The organism is Shewanella sp. CG12_big_fil_rev_8_21_14_0_65_47_15 (assembly GCF_002783505.1).
Taxonomy (GTDB): Bacteria; Pseudomonadota; Gammaproteobacteria; order Enterobacterales; family Shewanellaceae; genus Shewanella.
In genome coordinates this window covers 11,556-33,800 of record NZ_PFGL01000011.1, presented here as the reverse complement: position 1 = coordinate 33,800, position 22,245 = coordinate 11,556, and the positions used below count along the sequence as shown (strand labels likewise).

The 22,245-nt window shown below is 46.8% G+C and carries 12 protein-coding genes and 1 pseudogene; all 13 read left to right on the top strand.

Going from position 1 to position 22,245, the window contains the following annotated elements:
• The first annotated feature begins 44 nt into the window (after positions 1–44).
• The 13 genes and pseudogenes from mrcB (at position 45) to COW15_RS02810 (ending at position 22,145) form a co-directional block, all read left to right on the top strand.
• Complete coding sequence (gene mrcB / locus COW15_RS02870; protein ID WP_293629729.1) at positions 45–2,351, top strand: penicillin-binding protein 1B; 2,307 nt, start codon at positions 45–47, stop codon at positions 2,349–2,351.
• Between the two features lie 100 nt (positions 2,352–2,451).
• Positions 2,452–2,730, top strand: a complete 279-nt coding sequence (locus COW15_RS02865) for a peptidylprolyl isomerase (protein ID WP_198783487.1) — start codon at positions 2,452–2,454, stop codon at positions 2,728–2,730.
• 788 nt (positions 2,731–3,518) lie between these two features.
• Positions 3,519–5,033: a DUF1254 domain-containing protein gene (locus COW15_RS02860; RefSeq protein WP_293629727.1), complete on the top strand. Its 1,515-nt coding sequence runs from the start codon at positions 3,519–3,521 to the stop codon at positions 5,031–5,033.
• Positions 5,034–5,459: 426 nt separating this feature from the next.
• Positions 5,460–6,662 carry an outer membrane protein transport protein gene (locus COW15_RS02855; protein ID WP_293629725.1) on the top strand — a complete coding sequence of 401 codons (1,203 nt, stop codon included), beginning with the start codon at positions 5,460–5,462 and terminating at the stop codon, positions 6,660–6,662.
• 99 nt (positions 6,663–6,761) lie between these two features.
• Positions 6,762–8,051: an anaerobic sulfatase maturase gene (locus COW15_RS02850; RefSeq protein WP_293629723.1), complete on the top strand. Its 1,290-nt coding sequence runs from the start codon at positions 6,762–6,764 to the stop codon at positions 8,049–8,051.
• Positions 8,052–8,140: 89 nt separating this feature from the next.
• Positions 8,141–10,564: an arylsulfatase gene (locus COW15_RS02845; protein ID WP_293629721.1), complete on the top strand. Its 2,424-nt coding sequence runs from the start codon at positions 8,141–8,143 to the stop codon at positions 10,562–10,564.
• 612 nt (positions 10,565–11,176) lie between these two features.
• Positions 11,177–12,730 carry a PAS domain-containing methyl-accepting chemotaxis protein gene (locus COW15_RS02840; RefSeq protein WP_293629719.1) on the top strand — a complete coding sequence of 518 codons (1,554 nt, stop codon included), beginning with the start codon at positions 11,177–11,179 and terminating at the stop codon, positions 12,728–12,730.
• 70 nt (positions 12,731–12,800) lie between these two features.
• Positions 12,801–13,088 (top strand): annotated as a pseudogene (locus tag COW15_RS02835) (EAL domain-containing protein); the annotation flags it as partial.
• Between the two features lie 219 nt (positions 13,089–13,307).
• Complete coding sequence (locus COW15_RS02830; protein WP_293629717.1) at positions 13,308–18,572, top strand: S8 family serine peptidase; 5,265 nt, start codon at positions 13,308–13,310, stop codon at positions 18,570–18,572.
• Between the two features lie 405 nt (positions 18,573–18,977).
• The gene (locus tag COW15_RS02825; RefSeq protein ID WP_293629715.1) at positions 18,978–19,832 is read left to right on the top strand and encodes a MipA/OmpV family protein; all 855 of its coding nucleotides are present in this window, start codon (positions 18,978–18,980) and stop codon (positions 19,830–19,832) included.
• Complete coding sequence (locus COW15_RS02820; protein WP_293629713.1) at positions 19,826–20,194, top strand: DUF3019 domain-containing protein; 369 nt, start codon at positions 19,826–19,828, stop codon at positions 20,192–20,194. Before COW15_RS02825 ends, COW15_RS02820 begins: the two co-directional genes overlap by 7 nt.
• Positions 20,194–20,886 (top strand): response regulator transcription factor, encoded by a 693-nt coding sequence (locus tag COW15_RS02815; RefSeq protein ID WP_293629712.1) that lies wholly within the window; start codon positions 20,194–20,196, stop codon positions 20,884–20,886. The genes COW15_RS02820 and COW15_RS02815 overlap by 1 nt, the downstream gene beginning before the upstream one ends.
• Positions 20,886–22,145, top strand: a complete 1,260-nt coding sequence (locus tag COW15_RS02810) for a HAMP domain-containing sensor histidine kinase (RefSeq protein WP_293629710.1) — start codon at positions 20,886–20,888, stop codon at positions 22,143–22,145. Before COW15_RS02815 ends, COW15_RS02810 begins: the two co-directional genes overlap by 1 nt.
• The last annotated feature ends 100 nt before the right edge of the window (positions 22,146–22,245 follow it).

The following is a 22,245-nucleotide window of genomic DNA, read 5'->3' as shown; positions in this document are numbered from 1 at the left end:
GTGTCTGTGACTGAAGCCTTTAATGCCATAATGATGAAGTAGATATGACAACTAAGACGACAAAAAAAACACCTGCCCAGCGCCAAACTAAGCGTAACCGCGGATTGTTTGGACGGATCTGGTCGCTCACTTGGAAGCTCGCCTTGGTCGGGCTGGCTGTGGTGACCTTCTACAGTATTTACCTCGACCAAGTGATTGCCCGAAAATTTGAGGGGCAAAAATGGCATCTCCCCGCCCAAGTCTTTAGTCGCTCTATGGCCCTGTATCCCGGTGCCGCCGTGAGTCATCCTCAGTTGATGGCGGAACTTAAGCTATTGGGTTATCGCAAGGTCGCTAATCCCCGCCAGGTCGGTGAATTTTCGGCATCGAGTACCCGTATCGAACTATGGCGCCGACCATTTTTGCACCCAGAGGGCGATCAAGCCGAGCAAAGGGTGATGATTAGCTTCGATAGTGACGGCGTTAGCTCGGTGGCGCGCATGGAAGATAAACGCCAGTTGGCGGTATTCCACCTCGAGCCCGTGCTGCTCGATAGAATTATCGCCGGTGATGGTGAGGACCGACTATTTGTCCCCACAGATGAAATGCCAAAACTCATAGTGCAGGCACTATTGCTGGTGGAAGATCGGAGTTTTTACGAACACCACGGGGTGAATCCCTTTGCCATCGTTCGCGCCGCCTTTGTTAACTTAAGTGCAGGGCGCACAGTGCAGGGGGGGTCGACTCTCACCCAGCAGCTGGCGAAAAACTTCTTCCTCTCGAGTGAGCGCTCCCTACTGCGCAAGGTGCGGGAAGCCTTAATGGCGGTGATTATCGATTTCCGTTATAGCAAAGATGAAATCCTCGAAGCCTATTTGAATGAAGTTTATATGGGGCAGGATAAATCCCGCGCCGTCCACGGTATGGGGCTGGCGTCGCAGTTTTATTTTGGACGCCCAATCGGTGAATTAACCATGCCACAGCAAGCATTTTTAGTGGCGGCCATTAAGGGGCCTTCCTATTACAACCCGTGGAAATACCCAGAACGTAGCCAAGAGCGGCGGGATCTTGTGCTGCGTCTATTGATGGAGGCGGGCGAGTTGAATACGGCTCAATATAAAGTTGCAGTCGAGTCGCCGCTGGGGTTACGTAATCAGAATAAACCCGTGCATCAAAAGTTACCCGCCTTCTATGCGTTGGTAAAACAAGAACTGGTTGAGCGTTACGGCGATGCGCTACTGAAACAGTCAGGGGTAAAAATCTATACGACCCTCGATCCTATGGCCCAGGAAGCAGCAGAAAAAGCCGTGACTCAAACCTTTAAAAGCTTAGATAAAGGCAACAAATCCCTGCAGATAGGTATGGTTGTCACCGATAAATACACGGGGGGCATTGCGGCCATGGTGGGGGATAAAACCCCTGGATTCGATGGTTTTAACCGTGCGGTAGAAATTCGTCGCCCCATTGGCTCATTAATTAAGCCCTTTGTCTATGCGACGGCGCTGACACCCAACAGTCAGTTCACCCTAGCGACGCCGCTTAAGGATCAACCTATCACCTTGAAGAATGAGCAAGGTAAGACGTGGTCGCCGCAGAATTTTGATAAGTCCTTTAGTGGCCAAGTGCCGTTGTTAACGGCGTTAAAGAAATCGATGAATGTGCCAACGGTTAATCTCGGGATTGCGGTCGGTGTCGGGGCGGTGGCGACGACGCTGGCGAAATCGGGCTGGGAAGAACCCCTAAACGAGTACCCATCTATGTTATTAGGGGCGGTAAATGGCTCGCCATTAATGGTGGCACAGGTCTATCAAACCCTTGCCGATAATGGAACTTACCGCAAACTCACGACAGTCACCGCCGTGCTCGATAGTCATAATCAGCCCTTACCTGTGACCCGGTTAGCGAAGGAACAGGCGATAGCTCCAGAGACGGATTTTCTGGTGCAATATGCGATGCAACAGGTGGTGCGCTCAGGGACGGCGACCCGGTTAGGCAATGCCTTCCCGGGAGTGGCCCTTGCGGGTAAAACCGGCACCAGTAATGACAGCCGTGATTCTTGGTTTGCCGGATTTGATGAACGTAACGTGGCCGCCATTTGGGTTGGACGGGACGATAACGGAAAAACCAGCCTCTATGGCAGCAGCGGCGCTATGGCCGTTTATCAGTCTTTCTTAAATGAGCGTCCGCCCATTGGCTTACGCTCTATTCCTGTGGCTGGAGTCGTACAAGGTTATTTTGACCGCGATACTGGGATAGCGAAACAAGCGGGTTGTAGCAATGTTGAGGCATTACCAGCGTTAAGAGGCTCCTACAATCCGGCGGCAAACTGCGGCGAGCCATTGCAATGGTGGCAGAAAATTTTAGGCCAATAAGTTGCAATAAGCAATTGAAAATCAGTGAATAAATGAGTCGACCTATGGCGTAGGTCCTAAAGCCTTTGCCATGGGTCGCAACCTCGAGGATGTGAACATGATATATAAAACCGCCGCCGCAGTGCATATTTTAGTCAAGCACAAAGAACAGGCGGAAGACATTATCAAGCAATTGAATAATGGGGCTAATTTTGCGGCACTGGCGAAGCGTTTCTCCTCTTGCCCTTCGGCGAAAAAAGGCGGCGATCTAGGCGAGTTTAAAAAAGGCCAAATGGTGCCTCAATTCGATAAGGTCGCATTTTCGGGGGAATTATTAGTCCCGCATTTAGTGAAAACTAAGTTTGGCTGGCATGTGGTTAAGGTACTCTATCGAACATGATATCGGTGCGATCCTAGCTCAAGCGGTTTATGTTTTATCAGCTGTAATGCTTTTAAGAAAATGCATGCCATTGGCTATCCAATCTAAGAGCTGCGCCTCTGCCATCGGGGGGGAGATAAGATCCTAAAACGATCAGTACATTGAGTACAACGATGACAAAAATGAGCCTGGGCAGCATAGGCGAAACACTCTCTCGATCCTGTTTTTTCATTTTTAGCTGCGGCTCACAGTGTTGATGGTTATTGGTTGGAAAGGTAATTGATGTCTTGGGTTAAGCCTCGCTCCTTAAAGCTAGTCCAGTGCCCCCATGCTAGCAAATTAAATGTTATTAAAATGTACATATTTGTAACGGCGTGGTTTTACTCTGTGTTTGGTATAGGGTTTTGAGCAGCCAATTACTTGATAGTCATGTTGATAGGTCCGCATTGTGTTGATTTTCACGGTAAGGAAATTATGCCTAATTGGAGGTTATATGCGGTTTTGCCGAGTGGTTGATTCTATTGTTTGTTTAACGTGAGATACAAAAAATGGGAAAGATGCTATCTAGGAGATAAGTGCTAAATAGTAGTTCCGAATTGTAGATCACTTTATAGAACGAGCAGGGTATCGGTAAGCTGGCCCTCTGCGCTAGGAATGGTGCGGTGGAGCCTTCAGGGACGTTTCTTGTGAGATCAGGAGCCGGTGTGTCCGTGTGCGATACCCTGCGATGTAGTATAATTAGGATAAATTATTTAGGACGTTAGCTGGCAATACAAATTTTCAGTCTTGCAAGACAAATGGAGATTCCAATGAAAATCAGATATATGGAAAGTGTTAGGATAGCGACTCTTATTTTTATGATGGGTGCCTTTGCAGCACAGGCACAGTCTGCACCGAAAATGAAGATGGTCACAGATATCCCTCCCGGCATAGAGATCCCGGATAAGGTGGATACGCGACTAGGCACCCTGAAGTTTTTTGATGGTTTTCCGGATAAAGAAACCGTTGCTAAGGTTTACGACAACCTCGACTTTCAACGTGCAGTGCAAGCATATTTACTGGCATTAGCCCCTGTAAATATGGCTGGGCTACGCGAAGGATTACTGAGCGTTGGCCCTGCCAATATCACGATCCCGACATTTGAAACCAACATGAATTCCCGTTCGATTTTTCTCACGGCCAACGCCACCACTCCCTACACATGGATTTGGATCAATCTGCATGACGGTCCGCTGGTGGTCGAAGTACCGCCCATGACACTGGGTATGATTGATGACTTCTGGTTCAAGTATGTAACTGACATCGGCATCGTCGGCCCGGACAAGGGCAAGGGAGGCAAATACCTGCTGCTGCCGCCGGGATACAATGGAGAAGTGCCTGCTGAGTACATGGCTGTGCGTGTTCCTACATTCGAGTCGATTCTCGTCTGGCGCAACATGCCAGTGAAAGGGGATATCAAGCCCGCCATTCAGAGCCTGCACAACAACACTCGCATTTACTCCTTGTCGCAAGCCGCTAAACCGCCAGCCAACATCTTTGTTAACGTGTCCAACCGAGATTTTTCCACAGTGGCACCAGCCGACTACCAATTTTGGGAGCTTCTCGACTACGTCGTTCAGAATGAACCCGTCGAGTCGCTTGATCCGGTCACCTTAGGTTTTTTTGCTTCTATAGGTATAGAGAAGGGCAAACCATTCGCGCCAGATGATCGCATGAAGAAGATACTGGCCGAGGCGGCTGCGGTGGGTGACGCCACTGCGCGGACGTTGACCTATCAGAGTCGCATACCTGAAGCCTTTTACTACCCGAACAGCACTTGGCGGCAATGGCTCGGCGGATACAAGTTCGAGTCGCAACCCGGTGTAGCCCATCTCGATGCCGCCGCTTTCTTTTACTTCTATGCAACTGGTGTGACGCCAGCAATGGAAGCCAAGATGATTGGACAAGGCTCCCAATATGCCGTCGGAATCGTGGATTCTCAAGGTAATCCACTGGACGGTGGCAAGACCTATCGACTGCATGTGTTGCCTAATGCTCCGGCAAAGGACTTTTGGTCTGCAATCGTGTACGACAACCAGACCCGTTCAATGCTTCAGACCAGTCAAGACTTTCCACAGGTGAGCAGTTTGGACAAGAGCTTGGTGGTCAACAAGGATGGTTCAGTGGACGTGTATTTCGGACCGAAGGCTCCGACCGGGATGGAACACAACTGGATTCAGACCATTCCCGGCAAAGGCTGGAATATGCTGTTCCGGCTATACGGCCCACTCGAACCTTGGTTCGACAAAAGTTGGAAGCTGAGCGAAATCGAACTGATGAAGTAGCTTAGTCGTCAGCGAACCATCAGGTTCAGTGGCGGGCAGTCTGCCGCTGCTGAACCTGAACGCCATACACTAGCCCACCGGCAAGCAAGCAGAGGCGTACCATCAATAATCATCGTTGTTGAATTTTCCTGTTATAGCATCACGCCATAGTGAAACTGTCTCTATAAATCACACATAAAGTCTACCATTGAAAAACTACATTTTTCATGAGACTTGATGCAGATCACAAAATCATCATTAACTAACGTGATACATGACATATATTCTTATTTTATAGCCACTGTGAGCTAAATATTACAGTGTAATTTATTTGGTGTGTTGGAAATATATCTGTATATAAATTCACAATATTTATATTGGGTTGTTCTAATGGCTACATACTGAGTTTTTTGCATTCGTATCAATGCATAAAAGGGATTTAATTTTATGAAAGCGAGCAAGGTTGCGTCAATTGTTTCTTTGATGATATTTATGACAGCATTTAACGTTAATGCTGGGGGCCTTTACTTGTATGAGATCGCGACTGAGGATCTTGGGCTGGCGGGTGCAGGAATGGCCGCTAGAGCACAAGATGCTAGTACTGTCGTTAGCAACCCTGCAGGCATGATGTACCTGGATGGCAATCAACTGACTGTCGGGGGGCAATTGCTCTATGGAAACCTAGACTATGATGTAGAAGATGAGCGACTTGAAGATGGCGGTAACGCAGTTGGTGCCTTGCCTGCTGCTAGTCTCTTTTATAGCCATAGCGTCAATGAACGCTTACGGTTAGGTGTCGGTTTGTATGGCAACTTCGGGCTAAGCCTTGGATTTAATGATGACTGGGCTGGACGCAATCTCGTCAAGGATTCAACCATGATGGGGCTGACCTTACAACCCGCCATGGCCTATAGCCTAAATAATCAATGGGTTTTAGGAATTGGTGTAGGTATTAATTATGGTATTTTTTCACTGACCCGTGATAGAGCAAATGGTGTAGGTGAAGTTGAGCAGAACGATCATGACTGGGCTGCCAACCTACGCTTAGGCCTTCTCTATACACCATCCGAACAAACCCGTATTGGACTGACCTACACCTCAGCCGTTAAGTATGACTTCAATATCAATGCTACAGGCAATCTCCCGATTAGCGGAGAGGAGTGGCAGATACCAATCAATACCTCTGTCAATGCACCTCAACAGATAATGTTAAGTGGTTTCCAACAACTGAATACGCGGTGGGCTTTACTGGGGGATCTCGGTTGGCAAGACTGGAGCAATTTTAGCAAAATGGACACTACTGTAGGTAACAAGCAAGTTGCATCTATACTTCACCTACAAGATACCTGGCATGCCGCTGTTGGTATTCAGTACCAAATATCACAGGTGACACGGATAAATACGGGGGTTGCTTACGATACAAGTATGTATCAAGACCAAATGAATACTTCTTTCCTGATGCCTGCCGGTGACACTTGGCGACTTGGTATCGGTGTGCAACAGGAGCTGGGTATTACTTCGTCAGTTGGTGCTGCCTTTGAGTATCTCATGAGCGAAGATGCTAACGTGAGCTCCCCTGCTGTATTAGCTGGTCGTTATCATGATCCCAACATGTTCTTTTTTGCGATCAACTATAATCAGCGCTTTTGATTACCTTAAACATGAGTCGATTAGATTCAGCACAAGCAGTCCACTGTGCCAAGTGTCCCTTACTCAAGGTGTGTGCTAATTGGGAGTTGGAAGGTATTTATGAGTCAATCTAAACAAGATATACAAAAGCTAGGGTTGCATCTTATGGCAAAGCCAGTGGGGCCAATTTGCAATCTGGAGTGTCATTACTGCTTTTATCTGGAGAAACGTGAGCTCTATCCAGAAAGACAACATTTTTCCATGAGTGATGAGGTGTTGCGTGCCTATATAGAACAAAATATTCGTCACGAACCAAGCCTAGAAGTGCTGTTTACCTGGCAGGGTGGGGAGCCTATGCTGCGAGGGCTGAATTTTTACCGGCGAGCTTATGCTTGGCAACAAGAACTGGCTGGCGCCAAGACCATTCGTAATTCCATACAAACCAATGGCGTACTATTGGATGAAGAGTGGTGTGAGTTTTTGGCCGAAGCTGGGTTTATGGTAGGTATCAGCCTCGATGGCCCTCAGGCCATACATGATCGAGATCGTGTGGATAAGAAGGAGCGACCGACATTCGATGCCGTTATGAAGGGACTTGAACTACTGAAACGCTTCAAGATTGAGTTCAATGTGCTGGTTACCGTCACTAGCAGTGTGGCCGAGCAGCCATTAGCAGTGTATCAGTTTTTAAAGCAACAGGGTGTGACACATATCCAGTTCAATCCAGTAGTAGAGCGAATACCTTCGAACGATGATCTAGCTTTGGGATTAACCTTTGCGACACCGCCGAAACTAGATGAGAACAACCTGTTGCGCCCTACACTCATGATGACACCGCACAGCGTATCTCCCCATGCTTACGGTCAGTTTTTGATCGCTATTTTTGATGAGTGGATCCGTCAGGATGTCGGTACAATTTATGTGATGAATTTCGAATGGGCGTTGGCTTCTTGGTTGCAATTGCCCTCCACCATTTGCTTGTTCGCCAAAAATTGCGGAAATGCACTAATAGTGGAACATAATGGTGATGTCTATTCTTGTGACCACTTCATGTATCCAGACTACCTGTTGGGCAATTTACAACAGAGTACACCACAACAGATGGCTGATTCTCAGCAACAGCGGGCTTTTGGCCAAGCCAAGTCAACTACCTTACCTGATGAGTGTCGTCAGTGCGATTACTTATTTGCCTGTCACGGTGAATGTCCAAAAAATCGGTTTGTAATTGCCCGTGATGGTAAACCAGGACTCAACTATCTCTGCCCAAGCTACAAAAGTTATTTCCAACATTTAACTCCCTATTTGAATGCAATGGCCAAGTTGGTCAGCCACAACTTGCCCGCATCCATGGTCATGGATGCACTGAATGGACCCCTAGTGATCCCGTTATCAGATAGAGAAGTGAGCTAAATAAACTAGTTGGTGTGATTGAGGAGCATCCATATTACGTAGTTGTCGATGTATCTCCTCCATTATGTATAAATAGAAGGAGTTTAAAAATGAAAAAAAATGCCATGTACGGCGCCATAGGACTAGCACTAAGCGGCACCTGTGCAACTGGTGCACAGGCTCAGGCCGAACCGGATCGAACTGTACTACCCATCCATGAACCTGAAGCGGAACGAAGCAAAGTCCTAGACGTCCGTGATGCAACACCACCAGAACGGTTTCAGGTAAAGGCTCCGGTTGGCGCACCCAACGTCTTGATTATTCTCATTGATGATATGGGCTTTGGTCAATCAGGTGCGTTTGGCGGCCCTATTCACATGCCCACCGTTGAACAGTTGGCAAAGAGTGGCTTGCGTTACAACCAGTTTCATACCACAGCTCTCAGTTCCCCAACCCGTGCAGCCTTATTGACAGGACGAAATCACCATACCACCAATACTGGTTCCATCATGGAAACTTCAACCGCATTTCCTGGAAATACAGGCCAACGTCCGCAGAGTGTGACGCCATTAGCAGAGATGCTGCGGCAAAATGGCTATGCCACAGCACACTTTGGTAAAGATCATGAAACTGCGGCTTGGGAAGTCAGTCCATCAGGTCCAACGGATCGTTGGCCGACCAGAAATGGCTTTGATAAGTTCTACGGTTTTATCGCGGGTGAAACTAATCATTGGGCTCCATCCATTTACGAGGATATGACGAAGATCGAACCGCCTCATGACCCAAAATATAACTTCATGACTGATATGACTAATCAATCGATAAAGTGGATGCGCTCAGTTAAGGCATTGACTCCTGACAAACCCTTTTTTATCTATTTTGCTCCAGGTGCAACTCATGCGCCGCACCATGTTCCTAAAGAATGGATTGCCAAATATCATGGAAAATTTGATCAGGGATGGGACAAGTTACGAGAAGAAACTCTGGCTCGCCAAATAAAACTGGGGGTTGTACCAGTTGGTACAGCATTACCGCCTAAACCAGCCGCAATCAAAGACTGGAATGCGCTCAGTGCAACAGACAAAAAGCTGTTTGCTAGACAGATGGAGGTTTTTGCAGGTTTTGCTGAATATGCTGATACAGAAGCTGGTCGTCTGGTCAAATCAATTGAAGATATGGGGCAACTTGATAACACGCTGATCTTCTACATGGTAGGTGATAATGGTGCTAGTGCCGAAGGTGGCGCCAATGGCATGTTTAATGAGATGACCTATTTTAATGGGGTGCAGGAAAAGACAGAAGATATTATAAAACACTTCGATGAGTTAGGTGGGCCATCGACCTATAACCATTATGCCGCCGGTTGGGCTATTGCGGGTAATACCCCATTTGCTTGGGCCAAGCAGGTTGCTTCTAACTATGGCGGAACACGCAATGGTCTGGTTGTGCATTGGCCAAAGGCTGTGCGTCCGAAGGGAGAGACCCGTTCCCAGTGGCATCATGTCATTGACGTAGCACCGACAATATTGGCAGCAGCCAAATTACCAGAGCCCAAAGAGGTGAACGGGATAAAACAAACACCGATGGAAGGTGTTAGTATGCTAGCAACGTTTAACGATGCTAACGCTGCTGATACTCATACAACTCAATATTTCGAGATATTTGGGAACCGTGCCATTTATCATGACGGTTGGTATGCAGGAACTATTCACCGAGCGCCTTGGGAAAGTAAGGTTCGGGCCGCACTGGACAGTGATAAGTGGGAACTCTACGATACTCGTTCAGATTTCAGTTTGGCTAACGATCTCGCTACAAGTAATCCAAAAAAACTTAAGGAAATGCAAGCGTTATTTATGGTTGAGGCAGAAAAATATCATGCTTTACCAATTGATGATCGTGGTGTTGAGCGAGTTAATGCTGCCCTTGTAGGCCGCCCAGACCTAATGGCTGGACGTACCTCCTTAAGTGTTTATTCAGGCATGGTCGGCATGTCCGAGAATGTATTCATCAATGTCAAAAACCGCTCCCACGAGATTACGGCTGACTTGGAGATCCCATCAACGGGGGCTAATGGCGTGATACTCGCACAAGCTGGTCGTTTTGGCGGCTGGAGTCTTTATCTAAAGGATGGCATACCCACTTATAGTTATAACTTCCTTGGTCTGCAACGCTTTACTATCGGTGCTGATAAACCACTCCCGAAAGGCAAAGTTAATTTGCGTTATGAGTTCACTTATGATGGAGGCGGACTCGGTAAGGGGGGGATTGCTAAAATTTTTGCCAATGATAAACAAGTTGCTGAAGGACGTATTGAGCGGACTCAGCCGATGATATTCTCTGCCGATGAAGGCGCCGACGTTGGCTTAGATGGAGAAACTCCTGTTGTTGAAAATTATGGTGTTCCAGCTCCATATAAATTTACTGGTATTATTAATAAGATAAACATCATATTAAAAGATATGCCTGTTGCGGATAAAACTATGGCGGCAGAGGGGCAAGCTACAGTCTCTCTACAGAAAGCGTTGGCAAACTGAGTTTGCATATTATATACAGAGGCCATGGAATAATCATGGCCTTTTATTTGTGTGCCGTGACAGTCAATATCTGTTGACTATGTTGGTCGCAGATAACTTGGAGTGGAGGTGTAAGTCCTTTACACACCCGGCAAGGGGATTCACCAAGACACCAGAGTGGTATTGATTAGATCGGGGCGGTTCCGAACCCGAACACATCCGGGTAAGGTTGCTTCTGGGCAACCGCCTTCACAATTTTGCTAATAACATCCAAAGTTGACAATCTGTGTTTTTTTGAACGCTTTCAACACCGACAGTGATCATAACTTTCTTTATATTAACAATAGGTTGGTGAATGGATACGGCTAATTAGGTTTCGTTTGTTTCACGATGAAGTCTGGTTGGTACTGTTTATTGATGCCTAGAGTGTGTTTACTCTGGGCTATCAAAATGGGGTTGATGCTCTCTAGCTAGGGCATAAGTGGTTTACACACTTTTGTACATTTTCTCATGTCTATATGATTTATCATCCTTGAAATAACATTAACTAAAACTAATAAATTATTAAGATGCTATCTATAATTAAGGTGTTATCACCACTTCATCCGCATAAAAGCTCATAGGGTAGCATTAATGAGAAATAATCAACCGGTGAGTCTAGTAGAAAAAACCTTTGATAGCAGAATCCATCTGATTTCAGTCACGGATCTCAATGGCAATATTACGGATTGTAATGATGCCTTTGTTGATATTAGTGGGTTTGAAAAACATGAGCTAATAGGTCAGCCCCACAATATAGTGCGCCATCCGGATATGCCGCCAGAAGCATTCAGGATCATGTGGAGCCATCTGAAAAATGGCAAACCCTGGATGGGATTAGTGAAGAATCGCCGCAAAAATGGGGATTTTTATTGGGTTGACGCTTATGTCACGCCAGTGACCGAGCGTGGTAAAATCGTGGGCTTTGAGTCTGTCCGTAGTTGCCCAAAGCGAGAAGATGTCAAGCGTGCCGAAAAACTGTATTCACGGTTCAAACAAGGTAAAGCCGAGGCGAAACAGATTCCATCATGGGTTGGATATCTGTTGCTTGTCGTTATGCTAGCGATGTCGCTGCTACTGCATATGCTTGGCAATACTCAGATTGGTTTCGCTATCGCAATTGTCTGTCCACTGATCTTTGCATTGTGGGTATATAAAGAAAAAATATCGACCCAGAACTCTTTACAAGGTTTACTGAGTAAAAGTTTTAGTCATCCACTAGCGGCAAAGAGTTATACTGATGACCCATTAGATTTAGGCCTGCTCAAAGTCGGTATTATAAGCCAACAGGCTCATATGAATACTGTTATTACTCGGATAGAAAATGCCGCAGAAAATGTTGCTAGAGAATCTAGGGCTGGGGATAAGCTCACTCAAAAAACCTCTGCCGATATTGAACGTCAACAATCTGAGACTCTTCAAGTCGCCACCGCAATGAACGAAATGACGATGACTATTGCTGAGGTGGCTAAACACGTGTCTGAAACGGCAACCCATGCCGATACCGCCAATGCGCTGGCGATACAGGGTAATCAAGTTGCAGATCTCACTCGCTCATCAATTGAAAAATTAAAAGATATTGTTTCGGCTATTAGCAGCTCGGTATCTGAGGTCGCCGATGAGACAAAGCGAATAGCTAGTGCAGCGCAAATGATCGAACAAATCGCCGAGCAAACGAATTTACTCGCGCTTAATGCTGCGATAGAGGCGGCTCGTGCGGGGGAACAGGGGCGTGGTTTTGCTGTGGTTGCCGATGAAGTCAGAAACCTCGCTAAGCGTACCCAAGAATCAACCCATGAAATCTATGGGATTGTTAGCGGTCTGACAAAGAGTGCACAAGATGCGGTTTTAACTGCTGATTTAGGCACTCATGCGGCAGCTGAAGGTTTGGATAAAGTGTTGGAAAATGCGCAGATGTTAAGCGGAATTTCAGTGGCCGTACGCCAAATTGCGGATATGTCCACTCAAATGGCATCGGCGGTCGAGGAGCAAGCACATGTTGCCGAAGACATCAACCGTCAGGTCGTTAGCATCTCGGATTTAGCTAGTGAGAGTGCCATGAGTGCCAAAGACACTGCCCAGGCAATAAACACATTACTGAATGTCTCGGACGATTTGCATGAGCTGGTGGTGCGTTTTCGTAGATAACGGCCCTTTTCAAATGATGGTTCAAATGAGATAGATGGTGAATCGATGAGCGAAGTTCGATGACTTTGGCACAGGCTATTCCTCGCTGCATTATCTCACTAAGCTGCCGATCAACACGCTCAAGATTGACCGTTCATTTGTCGACCGTATGCTTCAGAGCCCTGAAGATGCCAGCGTCGTTAAGACGATTCTTTCCTTAGCGACCAGTCTGGGACTCGATGTGGTCGCCGAAGGTGTTGAAACCGAAGCCCAATTTATGTTTTTGAAGCAACAGCATTGCTCGCACTTCCAAGGCTATCTGTTTTCTAAACCCGTCAGTCCCGAGCATTTACCCGAAGATGAAACTGTCGCCGTCTAGTCTACAGGTAATACCAATATTGCTAATTAACAACTCCTCGTTATGCCCAAGGGCATCACTCACAGCCCCCTGTGTTGCAATTATTTTCAAATGTATCCATAAGTTAGATTAATTGTTAGTAATTCGTACAATTTTGGACAGTTTGTGTTCGTTTTCTGACGTAGGCTAATGCGGTTGGGCAACTATAACCTCTAAATTTACGCCCGTCAGGAGAACATAATGAAATTAAAATCCTTAACCGTGGCCACCTTAGCCGCACTTTATGGTGCGGGTATGGCTGTCTCAATTGAGGCGCGGCCCGTTACCCCATCTTTGACGGCAAGTGCCGTTGGCTCGCAGGGCACATTAAAGCAGATCCCTGCAGATCAGCTTAACCGTGTCAAAGGCACGAGTAGCAGTAAACCACAACAACAGGGCAGACATAGCGTTATTCCTGGGGGCGTAAACCAACAAATAAATGCCGCATCCAGTCGCAATAAGTTTATAGCCGAACCCGAGCGTACCGGTGAAGATGTTTATATTGTGCGTCTTAAAGATTTGCCTATTGCGACTTATGATGGTCGTGTTAAGGGTTATCAAGCCACTGCAAAAAGCGCGATTAAGGAAGAGTTGGTTCAACAAGCGAGTGGTGCTGCTAGCACTAAATCGAGCCGCCAATCTCAGCAAATCAATGTGGCTCAAGCCGATGTTGAAGGGCTTAAGCAATCACGGGTGGCGAGTTATAAAAACTACTTGATGTCCAAGCAAGATTCCGTGGTGCAGCAAGCTAAAGCTATTGGCGTTCGTTCCAATGTCCGCGCTAACTTTACTACTGCGCTCAATGGCTTCTCAATGACGATGACTCAGGCACAGGCTAAGCAATTAGCCAGTTTGCCTCAGGTTGAATTTATCCATCGTTCGACCATGCAACAGATCCAGACCGATCGCGGTCCCGCTTTCATTGGTGCCGACCAAGTATGGGCTGGCAACACCTCAGTGAACTTACCCTACAAGGGTGAGAAAATGGTTGTCGGTATTATCGATACTGGCATTAACACTGACCATGTGGCTTTTGCTGACATAGGTGGCGATGGCTACGATCACATTAATCCTCTGGGTAGCGGTAAGTATCTAGGGGATTGTGCTACGGGTAAATTAACCTGTAATGACAAGTTAATCGGTGTGTATAGCTGGCCCGTGATTACCGATGAGTACCAAGGATTAGCGCCTGCGACCGGTGAAGATTATCAAGGCCACGGCAGTCATACCGCCGGTACTGCTGCGGGTAACTATATTGAAAATGTACCATTACTGGCGGGCTCTTTGGGTGACGGTGATGGTGAGCCAATGGGCTTTAATTTTGAATCAGCATCAGGAGTTGCCCCCCATGCCAATATTATTGCCTATCAAGCCTGTGGTTTAGAAGGCTGCCCCGAAGAGGCCATGTTAAAAGCCTACGAACAAGCGATTGAAGATGGCGTTGATGTGATCAACTTCTCTATCGGTGGTGGTGAACGCTTCCCGTGGGATGACTCGGTAGAACTGGCAATACTTGCAGCCCGTGAAGCGGGTATTTCGGTTGCTGTGGCTGCCGGTAACTCAGGTGGTGATGCCAGCAACACTTTCTTTGGTAGTTTAGGGCATAGTTCGCCTTGGACTATGGTGGTGGCTGCGAGTACTCACGATCGCGTGATGGATATTACCAACAACTTAATTGAATTCACTGGTGGTAATTATCCGCCGTATGTGAATATTAATCCGAGTTCAAGCTGGGGTGATGATATTGCCGGATATTCTACGAGTAGTATTGTTAACGCTACCCCTGTGGTCGCCGCCGATTTTGGTGATGAAAAATGTTTGAATGAATTTGCTCCCGGTACTTTTACCAATGACCAAATCGTAATTTGTAAACGTGGAATTAATGCCCGTGTCTCTAAGGCATATAATGTGCTGGCGGGGGGAGCGGGTGGTTTTATTCTGTATAACGAGCCTTGGTATTCAGGTATCACTGCTGAAGAACAGCGGGTTTATGATGATGTGTATCCTTTACCTGGAATTCATGTCACCAACAATGCGGGTAAGAATATTCTCAAGTGGCTGAAAGACGGGGCTTCGGAGCACACTATCAATATCACCGGAGGCTCTGTTGCTCGGGTGATCGATCCCTCTGCGGGCGATATATTGGCTGACTTCTCATCCCTTGGGCCGTCTATAACCTATAGCCACCATTTAGCCCCGAATATTGCCGCGCCAGGGGTAAATATATTAGCACCCTATGCCGATGAACATCCGCTAAACCCTGGTTCTGCAGTATCGCAGGACTGGAATATTATTAGTGGCACATCGATGGCGAGCCCGCATATTGCGGGTACTATGGCGTTAGTGCGTCAAGCTCATCCAAATTGGACTGCGGCCGAGGTGCAGTCGGCGCTTGAAATGACCGCCTCACAAACCGTTAGACGTGATGTTGATCCTGATTATTTACCCGAAGGCCATCCTGCGACTCAGCACCGTGCTGGTGCAGGACGTGTCGATGCTAAGGCCGCAGTTGATGCGGGCCTTATCATGGATGAAACCGCAGCCAATTTCAGTTTAGCCAATCCGCATAAAGGTGGCGATGTACGTCAACTGAACCTGCCGCAATTGGTCAATAGTAACTGTCGTGGTGGCGTATGTTCTTGGGTGCGTACGGTAACTGCCACCCGTGACGGAAGTTGGACATTAAGCTCTGATACTTGGACCTATGACCGCTGGACTTCAACTTTTGAGGGTGAAATTGACATGCACAATGTCAAGATGGAATTTTTTCCAGCACATTTCAGCCTAAAAGCGGGCGAGAGCCAGAGCATAGTGATCAAGGCTGATATCAAAGATGTCCAGTATCAGTACGATTCTAAGTTGCAGGGGTCAGGTGGTAAGGATCTTGAAGGTGTCGAACTTTGGACTAATGTCAATCTGACGGCAAGCGACGCGTCGATCCCCAAATCACATTGGCCAGTGTCGGTTAACTTTGATCGTCAAGATTTACCAGAAGCGGTGAATGTGACTGTACATCGTGACAATGGTGGCTATCAAATCGCCGATTTGCCCTTGGCGGCGAGTAATGATGTGGTTTATCGTGCCCATGGTCCGGTAAAGGCTGATATTAAAGAGGTAACTTTACCGCAGGATGTCAATCATCAACCCATTTATGCAGATGGCCAAAATGAACGTGGGCATGCTCAAACATCACTCATTGATATACCAGAAGGCACTGCTCGATTTGTGGTTGAAGTGTTAGCTCATACTGACGGGCCAGGACTCTTTGACGCTATCGGGAACGCTGATGGACGATTGGCTATCCATATTGGTCGCGATTTTAATGGTAATGGTGAGGCCGATTTTGATGATGAATGGATTTGTTCATCGACCACTCAAATTGAACTGAACTATTGTAGTTTGACTAATCCAGATGCGGGCCAATACTGGGTGATGCTGGCGAACACATCCTTCAATATGTTCGATTGGAACGAAGAGGAAGGACCTGATCCATATGGTAACCGAGGCATCACTGCGGAAGATCTCGTCGATACTTACAAAGTGGCAATAGCTGTGGTGCCGGGAGGCGAAAATGGCTTGACGGTAACAGGCCCTGCGATCACCGATGGCAATCCTGTCTCGTTAGATTTGAGCTGGAGTTTAGCTGAGCTGGCCGAAGGTGACGTGGCCTATGCCGGTGTTGATATTGGCAGCAGTGCAGCACCTGGCAGTACAGGTTTCATCCCAGTTCGTCTCGAACGTGGGGTGGATGATGTGAGTGTCAATAACAACCAAATCGTGCGCGGCGGTGATACTGTCGATGTTAGCGTGCATGTGGTTGAGAACAATTCAGGTACAGATAGGGATATTGATTTAAGCACAGTGATCCCAGCCGGACTCACTTTAGTACCGGGTTCGGTCAAGGTGAGTAGTACTGCACAGCAGGCCAACTTAACGGTAGATGGCAACACTATTCGTGTGGCGGGCGTGCAGCAGGACTCCACTAACTGGATGCGTACCTATAATGTGACCGACAGTGAAACCAATGATCAGTGCCGCGTACCAAACTATGGTCGCAACCAAGGTGGTTTCGTTGGCTTGGCTGAAAACTACGGTTTTGTTCCTGCCATCGGCGGTACTATGGCCGATGCCAGCGGCTCTTGGGATTATGATGATGCTTCGGGTCAGTGGGTGTATACCAATCCGTTTGAAATTAATCTGGCGGATTTATGGGGTGATGAAGGGCATATGAACTTGTTTAATAACGAGTCATATACCAGTTATAATCGCTTTATTATTTCACCACAGGGTTTTGTGACCTTTGGCCCAGATTGGGGTGCATCGAGCCACTATCTTAGCCAACCTTTCCCTTATTATATGAACCCCTATGGCCCCTTTGTCGCACCATTCTGGCGTGGTAATACGAGTGGTGCTGCGGGCTTCACTGTACCCGTAGATGCTTTAGGCGCGCCGCTGGAGCAAAATTGGGTTGAACCGTGGAAAGGCTCAGGTATTACTTATGCTTACACTGGAGACGAAGTTATCATCGAATGGATCAACGCTCGTACTCAGGGTCTTGAAGCCAGTTGGTTTGGCACTCAAGCGACCGGTGTTGAATACGATGACCGTTACACCTTCGACCTGATCATGAACAAGACTTATCGTTATGGTGAAGGTGAGTTTGAAATTGTGATGGCCTATGGGGATATGGACTTTGCAGACCAAGATGACTATGGCTCTATCGGTATTCACGGTAACTACGGTCCATTGGATATCTTTGGTTGGCCCTATGGTCAAGAAACGGGCATCAGCGCCGCATATAATGGTCTAAAAGATGTCGTTAAGCGTAATAAAGTGATTTGTTACGATTACACTGGCCCAGAAGCGACTCAGTTTGATGTGAGCTTCCAAGTGCGCGTTGCCGAAACTGCTGCCGGTCAAACACTAAACATGGACTTCACCAGTGACGTGAGTGGCATGGGGTCGACCGTGATTGCTAATCCAATTCAAGTTGCAAGCAATATCACTTTGGCTGGTTTTAATGATGTCGTGGTGGACGAAAACGAGTCGTTTGATATCACAGTGGCTTTCGCCGATGCTGAGGCTAATCCAAACATGATTTCAGTCAGTGGTGAGCATATTACTGCCGTTGTTGAAGATCATAGTGCGGGTTCTAGCGTAACTATCACACCGGATGCTAACTGGCATGGTGAAACGGAAGTGATGGTAACGGTTGCTGATAGCGTGAATAGCGGCGATAAAGCCGTACGCTCTTTCATGTTGACCGTAAATTCTGACGGTGAAGAGTTAGGCTGTACCGATTCTACAGCGACTAACTATGATGCAAATGCCAACAAAGATGATGGCAGCTGTACCTTCCCAGCGCCTCCTGCTGCAGAACCTGCCAAGGAAAGCTCCGGTGGTGCTCTGGGCTGGTTGGCACTGCTGCTAGCGCCTGTGGCTATGGTACGTCGCCGTAAACTGTAATAGACCAAACAAACTTAGTTAAAGTGGGGGCGAGCGAATAATTAAGTGCTTCTTTCATTAAGCTAAGCGTAATAGTAAAAAAAGTGCCGCCCATGTGAGCGGCACTTTTTTGCTTTGTGAGGCATGAGCCAAATTAAATCGAGAAACACGTTTGTCATTGTGCTGTGCGTTAGAGTAACGCTTCAGCTAAAGCATTAGCGTTACTCACGCCATGTTTTTTTATGCTGTTAATGTACTAGCCAGTTCGGCAAGTGTGCTTCTTATGCTTATACTCAAATAGTTAAGCTTCAGAACGGTTGAATCAAGTGTACAAAAGTGTATCTGAATGCGCAAAATGCACGTTAATAACTTGTTAAGGTGGCGGCAAGTTGCTAAAAAGTGTCGAGCTTATTATAGGAATCATTAATGTTTGATTGCAGAGTGACTTTGAGGCGGTTTTCACTGCCTATGATGTTGAGTTTATCTCTTCTTTGTACCGCCCCTACCGCTGCAGAAAATACTACCGATGTGCTTTCTGGGCGCCTTTCTCTTGCTGTCGGGCTCGGCCGTTATTCCTCTCCGCAAGTTAATGGCGATAATTTGCCCATTTATTTATTACCTCGTTGGTCGTACTACCATGATCGTTTTTATGTTGAAGACTTAGATCTCGGCTTTAACCTTATTGAGACGCGAACATTTTCTTGGGATATCACGACCAAACAAAGTTTTGATGCCTTGATGTTTCATCAGGGGAAGCTTAAAGATTCACTGCTAGCGGGCTTATCTGCGGGTAATGTAGTTCTTGCTTTACCTTGGGATGCCTCTCCGGAGGATGTGTTGCATCCCGTTGAGCGTCACCTGAGTTATCTCGGTGGTAGCACCTTGTTTTTCCGAACTGGAAACTGGCAATTTAAAACCGCTTATCATACTGATATCAGCAATGTGCACGATGGCAGCGAATGGAACAATGAACTGCGTTATTTGACTCAAGTGTCCAAGGTGGAGATAGCAACGACTGTCGGCGCACGCTGGCTGGATAGCCGTTACAGTAACTACTATTTTGGCTTGAATGAAGCGGATACCGACGGAGTGTTAACGAATTCTCCCGGTGCTCAGTGGTTACCGTCACTAAAGTTAGAACTGAGTTGGTCTATTGCGGTCGATCTTCGCGTCATTGGCAGTTGGCGGCGCGAATGGTTAGCCAATGAGTTTAATAAAAGCTATCTATTCGATACTAACACTCAGGATATTTGGTTTATCGGAGTGATGAAAACATGGTGAAATGGGCGTTTATCTTAAATTTATTGTGGCTCAGCAGTGCTGTTAATGCTGAACCTGTGATGTTTGAGATTTTACCCAGAGTCTGTATCGCCCCGGCCGATGAAGTGTGTGAGATGACGCTCACCATACGTTGGCATTTTGATAGCCCCGCCTGTCTTGTTAACGCAAACACCCCGGATGCGCATTTGTTCTGTGCCCAGGATATGGAACTATTCAGTCTAAAGGTGCAGATGGAGGAAAGTATGGAATTTTTACTGCTTGATGCCAGCAATGCCCACATTCTGGGGCGGCAAAAAATAGAGTTAATGCGCAAAGAGTCGCCGGCCCTGCAACAACGTCGTCTCAGTTGGAGCTTATTCTAATGTCAGCCCATATTTTATTGCTCGAAGATGATATAGAACTTACTCGCCTTATCAAATTATGTTTAGAAAACGAAGGCTATTTAGTGACTTGTTGCACTAATGCTAATAGGGCTGAATTCGTGCTAAAGCAAAAACAGGTGGATCTGATGATCTGCGATGTGATGTTGCCGGGGCGAAGTGGTTTTGATTTTGTTGCCGCCATACGTGAGCAAACCCAGTGCCCGATTTTATTTATGACGGCCAAAACGGCAATTCAGCATCAACTCCATGGCTTGTCATTAGGTGCGCAGGACTACTTATTAAAGCCAGTCGATCCTAGACTGTTACTGGCGAAAATCAACGTCTTTTTAGCCAGAACAGCACCACAAGCGACTGTGCCAACTAAGTTAGAGCACTTTAATTTATCGTTAAATTGCCAAACCAGACAGGCGGAAATTGCGGGGCAAAAGTTAGATCTCACTACGGCTGAATTTCAATTACTCGAGGCATTGCTCGAGCAATTTGGCTCTGTGGTGAGCCGTGAATGGTTATTTCAGCGCCATTTAGGCCGTAGCTATGATGGTATAGCACGTACTATGGATGGTCGCGCCTCACGGCTGCGGAAAAAATTACAGGCGCTCGACAGCAATTGGAATGTGTTGACCTCATGGGGCGATGGCTATTATCTATCCTACGGCGAGTTGGATAGATAATGATGAGCCCGCTGCTACGTTTTAACGGCGGTTTAATGATCACTGTGTTGCTACTGGCGCTGAGCCTGGGGCAAGTGTACCGCTGGTACGGTAAGCCCGATGCCCCTGTGATCGATGCCGAGTTTGTGTTGCAAGCGGTCGAGCAACTGCAATCGAGCCGTCAACCCTTAGAGTGCCAAATCACAGCTCAGAATGATTGTAGTGATGCGCTTTTTGTTGAATATCCCGCAGGCTATTGGGGGGGCTATATAGGGAGTGACCACCAAGACGGCACTGACCATAATAGCGTTAGCAATAACAGTATCGGGAACTTCAGCGCAGAGGTTTTTGCCATGCACGACAGTCAGCAAAGATTGATGCTTTGTCGTAGCGCCTATGGTGGGAAGATCCTCTGCATCAATAAATTGCAGCCGCCGGACAGATTCGCCCAGGGCTTAGATCTCGCCTATGTATTCTACTTATTGTTATTTTTACTGATATTTTTACTGAGCCGTAATCTGTTCCGTGATATTGAAATTTTACGTCGCTCGGCGATATCTGAAATTAAATTTGGTAAGTTTCCCGCATTTTCTCTGAGTCCTAAATCTTATTTAGCACCGCTGGCACAATCGCTGCGAAATATGACGACCAACATCGAACAATTAAATCAATTTCAGGCCGAGGTGGCAGAAACTGTCTGCCACGATATTAAAACCCCACTGGCACGCATTAAATTTTTAAGCCATCTGATGACTGCCGACAATATAGTGACTACCCGAGAACAGCTCAACAATAATATTAGCGATATCGAAGACAATATTTATGACTATTTATCCTTGGCAGAGAATGAGTATTGTGAAGTTGGCAATGAGAAATCCACCTTAGAATTAGGCCAGTTTATTCGTGACCAAATTGCCCTAGTGCCAAGTGATAATGATATTGCGATTAGGCTCGATATTACCGAGATGATTGAGTTTAGCTGTTACCCTAATTTAATGAAGCGTTTGGTGAATAATCTCCTGGCCAATGCACTAGGTTACGCCGTATCGACGGTTAGCATCAGTTGTTATCGCGATAATAAAGGCGTGAGTATCGATGTTGAGGACGATGGCCCAGGCTGGGGCGCTGAGGAGATACAAGCGCAATTAGTGCTCAAACATCATAAATTGGGCCTATCGATAGTGAGACGGGTGGTGGCGAAACATCAAGGTCAAATACATTTAGGTCAGTCTGTGCTGGGAGGTGCAAAGGTGACCATTTGTTTGCCCGATAAAATCTAAGGGAGAAGCTTAACCTCAGTAGTACTGCCTATTAGAGGCCTTTGGGGCAATCAAGTTTTCATCATGTAACTTTTTAATAAAGATAACAAAAGGATGAGTT